Source organism: Caulobacter sp. AP07 (genome assembly GCF_000281955.1).
Lineage (GTDB): Bacteria > Pseudomonadota > Alphaproteobacteria > Caulobacterales > Caulobacteraceae > Caulobacter.
In genome coordinates, this window is sequence record NZ_AKKF01000269.1 from 1 (window position 1) to 14,395 (window position 14,395).

Consider the following 14,395-nt stretch of genomic DNA (forward strand, 5'->3'; position numbering starts at 1 on the left):
CCGCCGCCCCCGCCGAGGCCGCGCCGGCGCCGGCCACGCCCGCCGCCACCCCTGCCCCCGCCGCGGCCGCGCCGGCGGCCATCGTCGACAAGATGGACAAGGGCGACAACGCCTGGATGCTCGTCTCGACCGTCCTGGTCCTGCTGATGATCATCCCCGGCCTGGCCCTGTTCTACGGCGGCCTGGTCCGCTCCAAGAACATGCTGTCGGTGATGATGCAGGTCTCGACCGTCGCCATCATCGGCTTCCTGGCCTGGGTGCTTTGGGGCTACAGCTTCGCCTTCACCGACGGCGGCAGCTGGGACACCTTCGTGGGCGGCCTGAGCCGCCTGTTCCTCAAGGACGTGACCCCGGCCAGCAACGTCGCGACGTTCTCGACCGGCGTCGTGATCCCCGAACTGACCTTCCTCTCGTTCCAGGCGACCTTCGCCGCGATCACCGCCGCCCTCGTGGTCGGCTCGCTGGTCGAGCGCATGAAGTTCGCCGCCATCGTCGCCTTCGCCGTCCTGTGGCCCCTGCTGTCCTACTATCCGATGGCCCACATGGTCTGGTGGTGGCCGGGTCCTGACGCCATCGCGACCAATCCGACCGCCCCGATCAAGGCCGGCCTGATCTGGAGCTTCGGCGCCCTCGACTTCGCCGGCGGCACCGTGGTCCACATCAACGCCGGTATCGCCGCCCTGGTCGGCGCCCTGATCCTCGGCAAGCGCCAGGGCTACGGCAAGGAGCCGATGCCCCCGCACTCCCTGACCCTGACCCTGGTCGGCGCCGGCCTGCTGTGGGTGGGCTGGTTCGGCTTCAACGCCGGCTCCAACCTGGAATCCAACGGCTACGCCTCGCTGGCGATGATCAACACCTTCGTCGCCACCGCCGCCGCCGGCCTGTCCTGGATCGTCGTCGAGTGGGTCACCAAGAAGAAGCCGTCGGCCCTGGGCCTGGCTTCGGGCGTGGTGGCCGGCCTGGTCGCCGTCACCCCGGCCGCCGGTTTCGCCGGCCCGATGGGCGCGGTGATCCTGGGCCTGGTCGTCTCGCCGATCTGCATCTTCTTCTGCTCTGTCGTGAAGAACGCGCTGAAGTACGATGACAGCCTGGACGCCTTCGGCATCCACGGCATCGGCGGCATCGTCGGCGCCATCGGCACCGGCCTGCTGGTCAACCCCGCCTGGGGCGGCGCCGGCATCGTCGACTACACCACCTGCGCCAAGGACGGCGACATCTCGACCTGCGACAGCGCGGTCTACAGCCTGGGCACGCAAGTGCTGGCCCAGGTGAAGGCGGTCGGCGTGACCATCCTCTGGTCGGCCATCGCCTCAGCGATCGTGTTCTTCGTGATCAAGCTGATCATCGGCCTGAAAGCTTCCCCGGAATCCGAGGAAGAAGGCCTGGACATCTCCGAGCACGGCGAACGCGCCTACCACAGCTAAGGCTGGGGTCAGGTTCGGTCCAAAAGAAGGGCCCGGAAGCTTCGGCTTCCGGGCCTTTTTCTTTGGGCGATCACGACGCCGGGGGACATGCTCTCACGGCAAGGTGTTTGCGGCTCGATCCAGGGCAGCCGGGTGAGTGCGTGTCCCCACCTCATCCACGGCGTCGGCTGGCCGCAAACCAGATTCAGCGGATTCGTTGGGGACACGCACTCACATCACCCTCACCACCAACCCTGTCAGCGCGCCGCCGTGAGAGCATGTCCCCGGCTAGCGCGCCTGAATGTCGATACGTTTCAGAACGGCCCGCCCAGGCGGCAGCGCTTGACCCACCAGCTTGGCCGCATCTGCTCGATCCGCTCGGCCAGGCCCTCGGCCTCGATGTCGCCGGCGCAGAGGGCGAAACAGGTGGCGCCGGAGCCGGACATCCGGGCCAGCAGGGTCTCGGGTTCGTCGGCCAGCAGTTCCAGCACCTCGCCGATGCGCGGCTCCAGGGCCACGGCCGGGGCCTGCAGGTCGTTGCGGGTGAAGCCGGCCAGCCAGGCGCAGACCTCCTCGACGCTCCCCAGGCCGTCCAAGAGCGGCGGCATGGCCTCGCCGCCGGGCGCGACCGCCGCGTCATAGGCGCGATAGACCGCGCCGGTCGGCGACGGGACCAGCGGGTTGATCAGCACCGCGTGCAGGTCCGGCAGCAGCGGCGCCGGCGACAGCCGCTCTCCCCGGCCCTGGGCCAGCACCGGCGCGCCCCACAGGCAGGCCGCCCCGTCGGCCCCCAGGCTGGCCGCCACAGCCTCCAGCTCGACGTCGGGCAGGTCCGGGGCCAGGGCTTCACGCAGCAGGCGCAGGGCCGCCCCGGCGTCGCTGGAGCCGCCGCCCAGGCCGGCGGCGATCGGCAGGGCCTTGTCGAGGATCAGCCGGAACGGCGGGATCGGACCGCCCAGCCGGGCGCGCAGGGCCGAGGCGGCCCGCACCACCAGATTGCTGTCGTCGACCGGGATCTGGTCGCCGAACCGGCCGGTGGCCTCGAAGCTCAGCGCGTCGGCCGGCTGCAGGCTGACGGTGTCGCCGACGTCGGCGAACAGCATCAGGCTGGAGATCGGATGATAGCCCGCCGCGTCGGGTCCGCCGACATGCAGGAACAGATTGACCTTGGCCGGGGCGAAGGCGTCGAGGCGCATGGCGGGCCCTTGAAGCATCTAACAGTCGTCATCGCCCGGTTTATCCGGGCGACCCAAGCGGCGCCATCCGAAAGGGCTTCGGCTTGCCCTCCGGGGATAACGCGCCTGGTGTCAGCCCGTCGTCGCCACCTTGGCCCGCGGTCCGTCCAAGCCGTCCTTCAGCTTGGCCTCGGCGTCGGCCTTCTGCTTGGCGTCCGGCTCCAGGCTGAGCACGCGTTGCCACTGGTAGCGGGCCTCGATCTGGCGCCCGATCCGCCAATAGGCGTCGCCCAGGTGGCCGTTGACGTCGGGGTCGCCCGGCTCGAGCTCGACGGCCTGCTCCAGCTTGGCCACGGCGGTCTTGTAGTCGCCCAGGCGGTAGTAGCCCCAGCCCAGGGAGTCGAGCATGGCCCCCGACAGCGGCCGGGCGTCGACCGCCTTCTGGACCATGGCGATCGCCTCGGGCAGGCGCTGGCCGCGGTCGATCCACGAATAGCCCAGATAGTTCAGCAGGTCCGGCTCGTCCGGGTTGAGCTTGAGGGCTTGCAGCAGGTCACGCTCGGCCTCGCTCCAGCGCTCGGCGCGCTCCAGGGCGATGCCGCGCATGTAGAGCAGGCGCCAGTCGGGCTTGGCGGCGTTGGCGGCGATCAGCGGGTCCAGCACGGCCGCCGACTCGGCCCAGCGCTCGTTGGCCCGCAGGATGTCGGCATAGGCGATCTGGGCGTCGCGATCCTTGGGCGCGGCGGCGGCCGACTGCTGGGCCATGGCCATGGCCGTGGCCTTGTCGCCGGCGGTCTGGAAGCTCCAGGCCAGCTTGGACTGGGCGGCGGTGTAGCGCGTGGAGCCGGCGGGGACCTTGCCGTAGGCCTCGCGGGCGCCGGCCGCGTCGTCGTCCTGGGCCAGCAGGTCGCCGACCAGCAGCCAGGCGTCGTCACGCTTGGGGTCCAGCCGCAGGGCCAGGCGCAGATAGGCCAGGCCGAACTGGCTCTGGCGCTCACTGGCGAAACTGGCCCCGCAGGCCACCATGACCTGAGCCGCCCCCTGACGCAGGGTCGGCATGGCCGGAGCCGCGCCGCGCGACGCCGCCCGGCTCCGCGCCCGGAGCAGCGCCTGGTCGTCCGGATCGCGGGCCAGGGCCGCGTCGTACAGCGCCACGGCCTCGGCCTGGCGCTTGCGACGCTCCAGGAACTCGCCGTAGTCACCCACGAACAGGGCGCGAGCGTTCTCCGTCGCCATCAGCGCCTTGTAGTCGGTCTCGGCCTCGTCGTAGCGCTTGGCCCGCTCATAGAGCCGGGCCTGGCCCAGTTGGCCGAAGAACTCCACGAACCGGTCGCCCTGAAGCTCGGGACGGACCACCGCGTCGTCGTTGTCGCCGGCCGCGGCGGCCAGCCACGGCCCCAGCAGCACCGCGGCGGGACGGTGGGGGAAACCGATGGTCTCGGCCTTGAGCAGGGCCTGGGCGTCCTTGCCCTTGCCGTCGGCCAGCAGGTCGACCACCCGGGTCAAGGCGCCGAGGCGGCGCACGGCCTCGCCGGCGTCGGGTCCGCGCGGGGCGATGGCGGCGGCGCGTTGCACGTCGCCGCCCAGCAGGGCCGCCGTGAAGGCGCGGTCGCCCAGCACGCCCGGATCCTCGTCCAGCTCGAGCGCCTGGTTGAAATAGCCGGCGGCCTGCGCGTTGGAGCCGTTCTGCAGCGCGGCTTGTCCGGCCAGGAACTGGCCGTAAGCCGAGCGCGACCCGCCCCAGCCCGAGTCGTTGGAGACCTCGCCGCGCAGCGACGGGCCAGCGGGGCCCGGCGTGGTGGCGGCGCAGGCGGTCAGGGCCGAGGCCGAAAGAAGGACGATAAGCAGCTTGATACGCGTCATGCCCGCACCCTCATCGCTTTCCCGGCGCATCGCAAGACCGACAAGCGCGGTTCGAGCCATCGAACCGCGCCCTGCACGTCACATGTTCGGGTAGTTGGGCCCGCCGCCGCCCTCGGGCGTGGTCCAGACGATGTTCTGCGACGGATCCTTGATGTCGCAGGTTTTGCAATGGACGCAGTTCTGGGCGTTGATCTGGAAGCGCGGGTCGGTCCCCTGCTCGTTGTAGAGCACCTCGTAGACGCCCGCCGGACAGTAGAGCCGGGCCGGTTCGCCGTACTTGGGCAGGTTCACCGCGATCGGGATCGACGGGTCCTTCAGCGTCAGGTGGGCCGGCTGGTCTTCCTCGTGGTTGGTGGCCGAGATGAACACCGACGACAGCTTGTCGAAGCTGATCACGCCGTCCGGCTTGGGATAGACCAGCGGCTTGTAGTCCTTGGCCAGGCCGGTCGAGGCGGCGTCGGTCTTGTGGTGCTTCATCGTGCCGAAGAACGAGAAGCCGCCGGTCAGGTGGGTCACCCACATGTCGAACATGCCCAGCGCCCCGCCCAGGGCGGTGCCGAACTTGCCCAGCAGCGGCTTGGCGTTGCGGACGACCTTCAGCTCCTTGGCCACCCACGACGTCTCGTAGGCGGCCTGGTACTCGACCAGTTCGTCGCTGGCCCGGCCGGCCCCGATGGCCTTGAAGGCTTCCTCGGCGGCCAGCATGCCGGTCTTCACGGCGTTGTGGCTGCCCTTGATGCGCGGCACGTTGACGAAGCCGGCCGAGCAGCCGATCAGCACGCCGCCCGGGAAGGTCAGCTTCGGCACCGACTGGTAGCCGCCCTCGGTGATGGCCCGCGCGCCGTAGGCGATGCGCTTGCCGCCTTCCAGGTGCGGCTTGACCGCCGGGTGGTGCTTGAAGCGCTGGAACTCGTCGAACGGCGACAGCCAGGGGTTCTTGTAGTTGAGGTGCACCACGTAGCCGATGGACACGTAGTTGTCCCCGAAGTGGTACATGAAGCTGCCGCCGCCGGTCTGGTTGTCCAGCGGCCAGCCGGTGGTGTGCTCGGCCAGGCCGGGCTGGTGCTTCTCGGGCGGCACCTGCCACAGTTCCTTGATGCCGATGCCGAACTTCTGCGGCGACTTGCCGGCCGACAGGTCGAACTTGGCGATCAGCTGCTTGGCCAGCGAGCCGCGCACGCCCTCGGCGATGAACACGTACTTGCCGTGCAGCTCCATGCCCGGCTGGTAGTCGCTCTTGTGGTGGCCGTCCTTGGCGACGCCGACCACGCCGACGACCACGCCCTTCAGCGAACCGTCGTCGTTCCAGACCATGTCCGAGGCGGCGAAGCCCGGATAGATCTCGACGCCCAGCTCCTCGGCCTGGACGGCCAGCCAGCGCGTCAGATTGCCCAGCGAGGCGATGTAGCAGCCGTGGTTGTGCATGAACGGCGGCATGGCGAACATCGGCAGGGCCAGGTCGCCCTGCGGGCCCAGCAGCCGGAACACGTCCTTGGTGACCGGCGTCTCCAGCGGCGCGCCGCGGTCCTTCCAGTCGGGGAACAGCTCGGCCAGGCCCTTGGGATCGATCACCGCGCCGGACAGGATGTGAGCCCCGACCTCGGAACCCTTTTCCAGCAACGCCACCGAGATCTCGGATCCGGCCTGGGCGGCCAGTTGCTTGAGCCGAATGGCGGCCGAGAGGCCCGCCGGTCCGCCGCCGACGATGACGACATCGTATTCCATCGACTCGCGTTCGAGCTCTTCGCTCATGGGATCTCCCGCCCGGGCGCACGCGGCCCGTGTTCTTGCTGCTTGAGTCGAAGCTTATCCTGACGTGACGCCAGGGTGGTCAAGAATAAACGCGTGTTTTTTGCTGCATCGCAGCGAGGAAATCGCGGCCGTGTGGCGTGGCGGCATACGGAAGATCGTATAAAGAGGAACGTATGGACCTCGCCGTCGATCCGCGCGCCGTGGAAAGCCTGCTCGCCTTCTGGGCCGATGCGGGCGTCGAGGCCTCGTACGCCGACGCGCCGATCGACCGCCTGGCCGAGGGCGCGGCCCTGCTGCGGGCCCGCAGCCAGCCGCCGCCGCCCGTCGCCGTCGCGCCGGTGGTCACCCCGGCCTTCGGGCGCGGCCCCGACCTGAGCGCCGTGGTCGCGCAGGCCAAGGCCCTGGCCGCCGCCTGCCCCGACCTGCCCGCCCTGGCCGCCGCCATCGCCGCCTTCGACGGCTGCCCGCTGAAGACCCAGGGCGCCCGCCAGGCCGTGGTCTCCCGGGGCCCCGCCGACGCGCCCCTGATGATCATCGGCGAAGCGCCCGGCGCCGACGAGGACGCCCGGGGCGAGCCGTTCGTCGGCAAGGCCGGCCAGCTCCTGGACCGCATGCTGAAGGCCGCCGGCCTGCTGGACCGCGCCTTCGTCACCAACACGGTGTTCTGGCGTCCGCCCGGCAACCGCACCCCCACTCCGCAGGAACAGGCCGCCTGCGCCCCGTTCCTGGAGCGGGCTATCGAACTGGTGCGGCCGAAGATCCTGCTGCTGGTCGGCGGTGCCTCGGCCAAGAGCCTGCTGCGTCGCGAGGAAGGCATATTGTCGCTGCGCGGACGCTGGTTCGAATGGACCTCCAGCGACGGCGCGAGCGAACTCCCAGCCTTGCCCACCTTGCATCCGGCCTTCCTGCTGCGGCAGCCGGCGGCCAAGAAGAAGGCCTGGACCGACATGCTTATGCTCAGCGAGAGGCTTGATCGGCCGGAGCGTCCCCACTAGAGATTCGGGCGACCAGTTGAACGGGACGCGTCGGGGACCCTTCGGGGTAAGGCGCGGAAACGCATTGCAGCATATCGCTCGCCCTCTGGCCGTGTTCTCGGCCTTCGTATTTTGCCTCCTGGCCGCGTTCAGCGTCCACGCGTCGGCGCTCGAACCGCTGTCCGACAGCGACGCCCGCTACTACCGCGCCGCCTTCGCGGCCTCCGACCGCGGTGACTTCGACGCCGCCGAGGCGGCCCTGGCCAACGCCCGCGACAAGAGCCTGACCGGCCGCCTGGAATTCTCCAAGGTCATGCACCCGCGCGCCTATGCGGCCGACTATGAAGAGCTGAACGGATGGCTGGCGCGCTACAGCGACCAGGCGGGCGCCGACCGGGTCTACGCCCTGGCCCTGAAGCGCAAGCCGGCCCGGGTCGCCGCCCCGAAGATCCCGGCCCTGTTCGTGACCAGCGCCAAGGGCCCCGCCCCGGCCGACAAGGCCCGGGCCGCCCGCGAGGCCTATTATTCCGGCGACGTGAGAAGGGCCCTGGGCCTGGCCCAGACGGCCGGCGAGCCGTGGATCGCCGGCCTGGCCGCCTTCCGCCTGCAGTCCTACGCCCAGGCCCGGAGCTATTTCGAGCGCGTCGCCGACGACGACCAGCAGGACGAGTGGCTGCGTTCGGCGGCCTCGTTCTGGGCCGCCCGTTCGGCGGCGGCCGGCGGCCAGACGGCCGATGTCGAGGACCTGCTCAGCGCCGCCGCCCGCGCGCCCCAGACCTTCTATGGCATGATCGCCGCCCGCCAGCTGGCCCTGTCCGGCGCCGCCCTGGCCCAGGACGACCCGATCGCCGCCCTGCTGACCAAGGTCGCCTACGAGGGACCGGACGTCGCGTCGCTGAGCCGCCTGCTGGCCGCCGACCCGCGCGCCCGCCGCGCCGCCGCCCTGGCCCAGGTCGGCCGCTGGGCCGACGCCGGCCAGGAACTGCGCGCCGGCCTGTCCCTGGCCAGCGACAACGCCAAGGCTCGCGGCGACTGGACCGCCCTGGCCCTGGCCCTCAACGAAAAGGCCCCGCTGAACGCCGGCCGCCCGGCCAAGCGCGTCGGCGGCGAGGACTATCCCCTGCCCCTGCTGGAGCCCAAGGGCGGCTTCACCATCCACAAGGCCATGGTCTATGCCCTGGTGCGCCAGGAAAGCCGCTTCGACCCCTATGCGGTGTCGGGCTCCGGCGCGGTGGGCCTGATGCAGCTGATGCCGGTCGCCGCGGCCCGCGCGGCCGGCGACGACAAGCTGCTGGTCGACAACAGCCCGCTGCTCGATCCGGGCTTCAACCTGCGGGTCGGCCAGGACTATTTCACCTGGCTGATGGACCGCGGCCTGCAGAGCCCCGACGTGCTGCGCGCCGTGGCGGCCTATAACGGCGGCCCCGGCACCTTGCTGAAGCTGCAGGAACAGCTGGGCGCCGACTGCGACAGCCTGCTGCTGATCGAGAGCCTGCCGGCCCAGGAAACCCGCAACTATGTCGAGAAGGTCATGGCCTCGTACTGGACCTATCGCAAACTGCTGGGGGCCGAGACCCAGACCCTGGACGCGGTGGCCAGCGGCGCGCGGGTGATCGATTTCCGGCTGGATCGGTAGGGCGGTGGTGCGGTCCTGAGGGATCACCCACGACCGCTCATCAAGGACTTATCGGATGCCGGGGTGGACAGAGCTCGAACTCTTCGACCCGATCGCTTAGCGTTGTTCTGAACGCCCGTCCGGACTCCAGTAGTTCCACAGACCGACCTGGACTCCTTTGTCATACTCGCCTTGAGCGGCAAGCTGACCGTTCTGGTGATAATCCCGCCAAAGGCCCTGCTCGCTCCCCTCTGCGTAGTGTCCCTCGCACGCCTTTTGACCATTGGGATAAAACTGTTGAAAGAGGCCGTGCCTCAGCCAGCGAGTGCCGTCCGGCGCCATCTTGCGAGCGTATCGAAAGCGAATGCTTCCGTCGTCGTGCGGTATCTCCGCAATGTTCAATTCTGCCATGGGCCGATCTTGCCTCTAACCGAAACACTCGCAACGGGTCGAATGCGACTTTTCTAACCCCGCAGCCGAACGGCCCTGGGCTTCAACCGCCCCAGCAGCGCCTTCAGCGGATCGCCGCCGGGCTTGAAACCACCCGCCGCGTCGACGGCCTGCCGCGACGCCAGCACGGCCAGAGGACGGCCCGGCAGACCCAGCAGCCCCGCCTCCGCGATCCACGCCGGCCTGCCGCCGCCACCCGCCAGATGCGCCTCGACCGGCACGCGCCAAGCCTCGGGCAGGGTCAGGTCCTCGCCCAGCGCCAGGATCCAACTCCCCCGCGCCGTCGCGGCGCCAGCCGCCAGCCGCGTCCCGGCGTCGCCCTGGACCTGGACGACCCGCGCGCCGCTGTCCTCGGCGATGGCCAGGGTGGCGTCGGTCGAGCCGGCGTCGGCGAACACCACCTCCTTGACCAGGCCGTCGACGGCGGCGGGCACCAGGAGGGTCAGGACCTGGACCAGGCGGGCGGCGCTGTCGCGGGTGGGCAGGATGACGGAGATCATGGTCCTGCTTCAGGGGATTGCCCCGCGCAGGTCAAGCGTTAGTCGCCCAGCCCCCACCGTTGTCATCCCGGAAGCCTCGTAGAGGCTGTCCGGGACCCAGGTGACTGGGCCAGTGCGGTGCGGCCGCGCTGGGTCCCGGACAGCGCTGCGCGCTTCCGGGATGACAACTCTGAGATGCTTGGCTCAAAACAGCGACAGCTGATCCCCCGCCTTGGCCGGAACCTTGAACTGGCTGAGGTCCAGCGGCTCCAACTTGCGATCCAACCCGAACCGCTTGCGGGCCAGGTGGAAGCGCTGGCTCATCACCTCGGCCACCGGCCCTTCCCCCGTCATCCGCTTGCCCCATTCGGAACTGTAGGCCGCGCCGCCGCGCATCTGGCGGATCAGCGACATCACCCGCTTGGCGCGGTCGGGATGCTCGGCCGCCAGCCACTCCTCGAACAGGTCCTTGATCTCCAGCGGCAGGCGCAAGGCCACATAGCCGGCCGTGGTGGCGCCGGCGGCCGCGGCGGCCTCGAGCACGCCTTCCATCTCATGGTCGTTCAGCGACGGGATGGAGGGCGCGAACATCACCGTGACCGGCACGCCGGCGGCGACCAGCTGGCGCACGGCGTCCAGTCGGCGCTTGGGCGTCGCCGCCCGGGGCTCCATGCTGCGCGACAGCCGGTGGTCCAGGCTGGTGATCGACACCGCCGCCCGCGCCAGTCCCGCCTGGCCCAGCGGCCCCAGCAGGTCGAGGTCGCGGGTGATCAGCGCCGACTTGGTGATGATCGTGAACGGGTGGCGAAACCGCCCGAGCGTCTCGATCACCGCCCGCGTCACCCGCAGTTGCCGCTCGTCGGGCTGGTAGGGGTCGGTGTCGCCGCCGATATGGATGACCTTGGGCACGTATTTCGGCTTGGAAAGCTCGCGCTCCAGCAGCTTGCCGGCCTCGGGTTTGAAATAGATCCTGGTCTCGAAATCCAGGCCCGGCGAGTGGCCCAGATAGGCGTGGGCCGGGCGGGCGTAGCAGTAGATGCAGCCGTGACTGCAACCGCGATAGGGGTTGATCGAGCTTTCGAACCCGACGTCGGGGCTGTCGTTGCGGGCGATGATGCTGCGCGACTTCATCGGTTGCAGCGTGGTGGCGATCTGGGCCGGCTCCTCGTCCTCGCCCCAGCCGTCGTCGAAGGCTTCGCTGACCTGGGATTCGAAGCGGCCGGTGCGGTTGGACTTGGCCCCGCGCCCACGGGCGGCGAGCGGAGGGTGACCGGGAAGGTTGGCGGGAGCGACCATGGACCGATCATGGACCGACGATGAGAACATTTCAAGAACACATGGCGTCGCACCACGATCGACGGCCGCGTGTTTTGCAGGCGCCGCCCGGCGGTTCACCCTATCCGCGCAACGCGCCGGCTGACAGCGAACCCAGGTCGTGCAAACCTCGCGGCGAGGCTTGGCGACCGTCGCCGGGCCCCTCGCAGCCTGAGGCTCCCATGACCACCAAGCCCCCCGAAGACGGCCCCGACGCCGAGGTCGAAGCCCCGCACGTCGCCAAGGTCGGCGTCATCGACACCGGTCACAACGTCACCACCGCCTTCGACGAGCCGATCAACGGCCTGATCGCCGACCTGGCCGACGGCGACGCCTGACGCCTGACGCCTTTCCGAACCATCGCGTTTCAAACCCTCGGGCGCGAAACGTGATGGTTCCCGGCGCAGGTGGCCCAGACTCGCGGGCGCCTGCGGGCAAAGGAGCCGTCCAGGCGCCGAGCCGCCGTGGTCATCGTTGCGGCCCCCCTTGCCCGGTGCTAGCACCACCGGGATCGGAGCTTGGCGCCCCTGGCGTCGACGGCTCCGGGAGAGAGGCGTTCAGCTGGAAATGACATCTCCCGGCACAGGTCTCGCCTTCGGATCGTTCCGCCTCTTCCCCGAGCGGCGCGCCCTGATGGAAGGCGACGCGCCGATCCAGATCGGCGGTCGCGCCATCGACCTGCTGATCGCCCTGGTCGAGAGCGCGGGCGCGACCCTGTCGCACGCCGACCTGATGGCCAGGGCCTGGCCCAACGTCACCGTCGAGCCGATCTCGCTGCGCGTCCACATCTCGGCGCTCCGGCGCGCCCTGCGGGACGGCGAGAACGGCGCGCGCTACATCGTCAATATTTCCGGCCGCGGCTATCGGTTCGTGGCGCCGGTCCAGCGCCGGGAAGCCGCCTCTCCCCGCGTCGAGGGCGTGCGCCTGTCCCAGCGCATGAGCCGCATCCTCGGACGAGAGGACTTCATCGACGGCGTCGTCGCGCAGCTGGCGCAGCGGCCCCTGGTCTCCATCGTCGGCGGCGGCGGCATCGGCAAGACCGCCGTGGCCGTGGCGGCGGCCGAGCGGCTGAGCGCGGCCGGCGGACGGGTGGCGTTCGTGGACCTGGCCATGGTCAGCAGCGCCGCCCTGGTCCCGGTCGCCATCGCCAGCGTGATCGGCGCGCCCCACAGCCCCGGCTTCGACGTCGAGGCGCTGTCGGCCGTCGTCGCCGGCCAGAACCTCCTGCTGGTGCTCGACAGCTGCGAGCACCTGATCGAGGACCTGGCCCCGCTGGTGGAGACCTTGCGCTGGACCGCGCCCGGCTTGCGGATCCTGGCCACCAGCCGCGAGCCCCTCCGCATCGACGGCGAGTGGCTGATGCACGCGCCGCCGCTGGACGTGCCCGACGAGTCCGCCAGCGGCGAGGACCTCCTGGGCGTCGCCTCGGTGCAGCTGTTTCTCGACCGCGCGATCGGCGGCGACGACGGCCTTGAGCTCAGCGAACAGAACCTGGCGATCATCGGCAAGCTGTGCCGCAAGCTGGAGGGCATTCCTCTGGCCATCGAGCTGGTCGCGACCCGCATCGACCTGTTCGGCCTCGAAGGCCTGCTGGCCAATCTCGACGACCGCTTCCTGCTGGTCGCCCGCGGCCGCCGGACCGCCCTGCCCCGACACCAGACCATGCGCGCCACGCTCGACTGGAGCCACGACCTGCTGACCCCCACCGAGCGGTCGGTCTTCCGCCGCCTGTCGGTGTTCCGCGGCGTGTTCACGATCGACCAGGCGCTGAAGGTGGCGGCCGACGACGAACTGTCCGAGCTCGACATCCTGGAGGGCCTGCCCAGCCTGGCCCAGCGCTCGATGATCGCGCGCGGCCAGGCGGCCGGCCAGGGCGGCTACCGCTTCTTCAGCATCAACCGGTTCTACGCCGCCGAAAAGCTGCGGGAAGCCGGCGAGGCGCAAAGCATCCGCCGTCGGCACGCCGCCAACCTGCTGACCATGCTCGAACAGGCCCAGGCCGCCTGGTCCACCCTGCCCCGCTCGACCTGGACCGTCAGGCTGGAGCCGCGGATCGACGACCTGCGCTCGGCGCTGGACTGGTGCTTCGCCGGCGGCGACCCGATCCTCGGCGCGCGCCTGACCGCCGCCTGGGTGCCCGTCGGCCTCCACCTGGCGCTGATCGACGAGTTCAGCCGCTGGACCGCCCAGGCCATGGCCAGCATCGACACGCTGGCCGCCGTCGACCCCAAGCTCGAACGCCAGGTCCGACTGCTGCCGAGCCTCGTCCAGCCCCTCGTCCATGGCCGGTCGCCCGGCCGGACCGACACCCCGGCCATGCGCCGCGACGCCGCCAGCTTCCTGGCTGGGCCGCCGGACCTGATCACCGAAGACCCGGACACCCGGGAGGTCCGCGAGGCCCGCGAGACGACGGCCGCCTTGAGTCCGCGCGTCCTCCAGGCGCCCTGAGGCGCTTAACACTTCAGAACGGGCCTGAAGAACGCCGGGCGAACCGAGCGCGAGGCTCGACCTCGTCCGGCCTTAACTCAGTTTCACATCCTTTCATTCGACGCGCGCCGCGTGAAGGAGGACCCTGGCCGGGTTGGGTCGTCCTTCCGGCGACGCACGCGAGGGGCTGTCCGATGCTGAACCCTGCGAACCTCGAAACCCATCGCCGCGAAATCAACGACCGATCGCCGGCCTCTACCCTGCCCCGCGACCAGACCCTGATCCTGGCGCAACTCGTCATCGACGCCTCGCGATCCTTCGACCGCGATCCCGACACCGCCCGCGAACTGGTGTTCCGCGCCAGCAAGCTGCTCGAGGCCGAGGTCGCGCGCCTGACCCAAGACCAGCAGGTCGGCAAGCTGGCGCCCTGGCAGGTCCGCACCGCGACGGCCTTCATCGACCAGAACAGCGACCGCAACCTGCAGGTCCGCGACGTGGCGGCCGCCGTGCGGCTGAGCCCGAGCTACTTCTCGCACGCCTTCAAGGAGAGCTTCGGCCAGGCCGCCAAGAGCTACATCATCGAGCGGCGCATCGCGCGGGCCAAGACCCTGATGCTCAGCACCACCGACGGCCTGGCCCACATCGCCCTGGCCTGCGGCTTCTCCGACCAGGCCCACTTCTGCCGCACCTTCGGCGGCCTGGTCGGCCAGACCCCCAGCCGCTGGCGGCGAAGCCACCAGGAACGCCCGGCGGACCTGGCGGCCTGATCCGGCAACCTCAGCGACCGTGCTCGGGCCTAGACTTCTGTGGACAGTTAGCCGACCCGCGCCTGGAAGCGCTTCTTCAGCTCAAAAATTTCGTCATCACCCGCTTTATGCGGGTGACCCAAGCGGCCTTGGACATAGCGTCAGACTCCGCTTGGGTCCCCCGAACAAGTCGGGGG

The 14,395-nt window shown here is 70.2% G+C and carries 12 protein-coding genes; 6 read left to right on the forward strand and 6 right to left on the reverse strand.

The features are described 5' to 3' along the window. The coding region (locus PMI01_RS23365; protein ID WP_007675224.1) for an ammonium transporter at nt 1-1,424 on the forward strand (1,424 nt) is incomplete at its 5' end. 293 nt (nt 1,425-1,717) lie between these two features. Here the strand turns inward: PMI01_RS23365 and PMI01_RS23370 are convergent. The 3 genes from PMI01_RS23370 to PMI01_RS23380 all read right to left on the reverse strand — a co-directional run bounded on the left by PMI01_RS23370 (nt 1,718) and on the right by PMI01_RS23380 (nt 6,193). Continuing rightward, the gene (locus PMI01_RS23370; RefSeq protein WP_007675226.1) at nt 1,718-2,599 is read right to left on the reverse strand and encodes a 4-(cytidine 5'-diphospho)-2-C-methyl-D-erythritol kinase; all 882 of its coding nucleotides are present in this window, start codon (nt 2,597-2,599) and stop codon (nt 1,718-1,720) included. Between the two features lie 111 nt (nt 2,600-2,710). Beyond that, nucleotides 2,711-4,441: a tetratricopeptide repeat protein gene (locus PMI01_RS23375; RefSeq protein ID WP_007675228.1), complete on the reverse strand. Its 1,731-nt coding sequence runs from the start codon at nt 4,439-4,441 to the stop codon at nt 2,711-2,713. 78 nt (nt 4,442-4,519) lie between these two features. After that, a complete protein-coding gene (locus tag PMI01_RS23380) occupies nt 4,520-6,193 on the reverse strand; it encodes an electron transfer flavoprotein-ubiquinone oxidoreductase (protein WP_007675229.1) in 1,674 nt (557 codons plus the stop codon). 173 nt (nt 6,194-6,366) lie between these two features. Between PMI01_RS23380 and PMI01_RS23385 the strand changes: the two genes are divergently transcribed. Next, complete coding sequence (locus tag PMI01_RS23385) at nt 6,367-7,188, forward strand: uracil-DNA glycosylase (protein WP_007675230.1); 822 nt, start codon at nt 6,367-6,369, stop codon at nt 7,186-7,188. 64 nt (nt 7,189-7,252) lie between these two features. Beyond that, on the forward strand, nt 7,253-8,803 hold the full coding sequence (locus PMI01_RS23390) for a lytic transglycosylase domain-containing protein (protein ID WP_007675231.1): 1,551 nt from the start codon (nt 7,253-7,255) through the stop codon (nt 8,801-8,803). Between the two features lie 96 nt (nt 8,804-8,899). On the opposite strand, the gene PMI01_RS26620 is transcribed toward PMI01_RS23390, so the two are convergent. The 3 genes from PMI01_RS26620 to PMI01_RS23400 form a co-directional block, all read right to left on the reverse strand. Then, a complete protein-coding gene (locus PMI01_RS26620) occupies nt 8,900-9,193 on the reverse strand; it encodes a toxin-antitoxin system YwqK family antitoxin (protein ID WP_081497737.1) in 294 nt (97 codons plus the stop codon). A 53-nt stretch (nt 9,194-9,246) separates the two neighbouring features. Further along, the gene (locus PMI01_RS23395) at nt 9,247-9,732 is read right to left on the reverse strand and encodes a glycosyltransferase (protein WP_007675232.1); all 486 of its coding nucleotides are present in this window, start codon (nt 9,730-9,732) and stop codon (nt 9,247-9,249) included. 183 nt (nt 9,733-9,915) lie between these two features. Next, nucleotides 9,916-11,007, reverse strand: a complete 1,092-nt coding sequence (locus tag PMI01_RS23400) for a PA0069 family radical SAM protein (protein ID WP_007675233.1) — start codon at nt 11,005-11,007, stop codon at nt 9,916-9,918. A gap of 200 nt (nt 11,008-11,207) precedes the next feature. Here PMI01_RS23400 and PMI01_RS27540 point away from each other — a divergent pair, with 200 nt between their 5' ends. The 3 genes from PMI01_RS27540 to PMI01_RS23410 all read left to right on the forward strand — a co-directional run bounded on the left by PMI01_RS27540 (nt 11,208) and on the right by PMI01_RS23410 (nt 14,219). Beyond that, entirely contained in the window at nt 11,208-11,363 is a 156-nt protein-coding gene (locus PMI01_RS27540; RefSeq protein WP_007675234.1) for a hypothetical protein, read from the forward strand. Between the two features lie 229 nt (nt 11,364-11,592). Continuing rightward, nucleotides 11,593-13,473 (forward strand): ATP-binding protein, encoded by a 1,881-nt coding sequence (locus PMI01_RS23405; protein ID WP_081497738.1) that lies wholly within the window; start codon nt 11,593-11,595, stop codon nt 13,471-13,473. A gap of 173 nt (nt 13,474-13,646) precedes the next feature. Then, nucleotides 13,647-14,219 carry a helix-turn-helix transcriptional regulator gene (locus tag PMI01_RS23410; protein WP_007675236.1) on the forward strand — a complete coding sequence of 191 codons (573 nt, stop codon included), beginning with the start codon at nt 13,647-13,649 and terminating at the stop codon, nt 14,217-14,219. Nucleotides 14,220-14,395 lie beyond the last annotated feature (176 nt).

Excerpts from the sequence above, each read along its gene's own strand:
- PMI01_RS27540 (WP_007675234.1), top strand. The coding sequence starts at position 11,208 with ATGACCACCAAGCCCCCCGAAGACGGCCCCGACGCCGAGGTCGAAGCC.
- PMI01_RS23400 (WP_007675233.1), bottom strand. The coding sequence starts at position 11,007 with ATGGTCGCTCCCGCCAACCTTCCCGGTCACCCTCCGCTCGCCGCCCGT.
- PMI01_RS23375 (WP_007675228.1), bottom strand. The coding sequence starts at position 4,441 with ATGACGCGTATCAAGCTGCTTATCGTCCTTCTTTCGGCCTCGGCCCTG.
- PMI01_RS26620 (WP_081497737.1), bottom strand. The coding sequence starts at position 9,193 with ATGGCAGAATTGAACATTGCGGAGATACCGCACGACGACGGAAGCATT.
- PMI01_RS23385 (WP_007675230.1), top strand. The coding sequence starts at position 6,367 with ATGGACCTCGCCGTCGATCCGCGCGCCGTGGAAAGCCTGCTCGCCTTC.
- PMI01_RS23370 (WP_007675226.1), bottom strand. The coding sequence starts at position 2,599 with ATGCGCCTCGACGCCTTCGCCCCGGCCAAGGTCAATCTGTTCCTGCAT.
- PMI01_RS23395 (WP_007675232.1), bottom strand. The coding sequence starts at position 9,732 with ATGATCTCCGTCATCCTGCCCACCCGCGACAGCGCCGCCCGCCTGGTC.
- PMI01_RS23405 (WP_081497738.1), top strand. The coding sequence starts at position 11,593 with ATGACATCTCCCGGCACAGGTCTCGCCTTCGGATCGTTCCGCCTCTTC.
- PMI01_RS23380 (WP_007675229.1), bottom strand. The coding sequence starts at position 6,193 with ATGAGCGAAGAGCTCGAACGCGAGTCGATGGAATACGATGTCGTCATC.
- PMI01_RS23410 (WP_007675236.1), top strand. The coding sequence starts at position 13,647 with ATGCTGAACCCTGCGAACCTCGAAACCCATCGCCGCGAAATCAACGAC.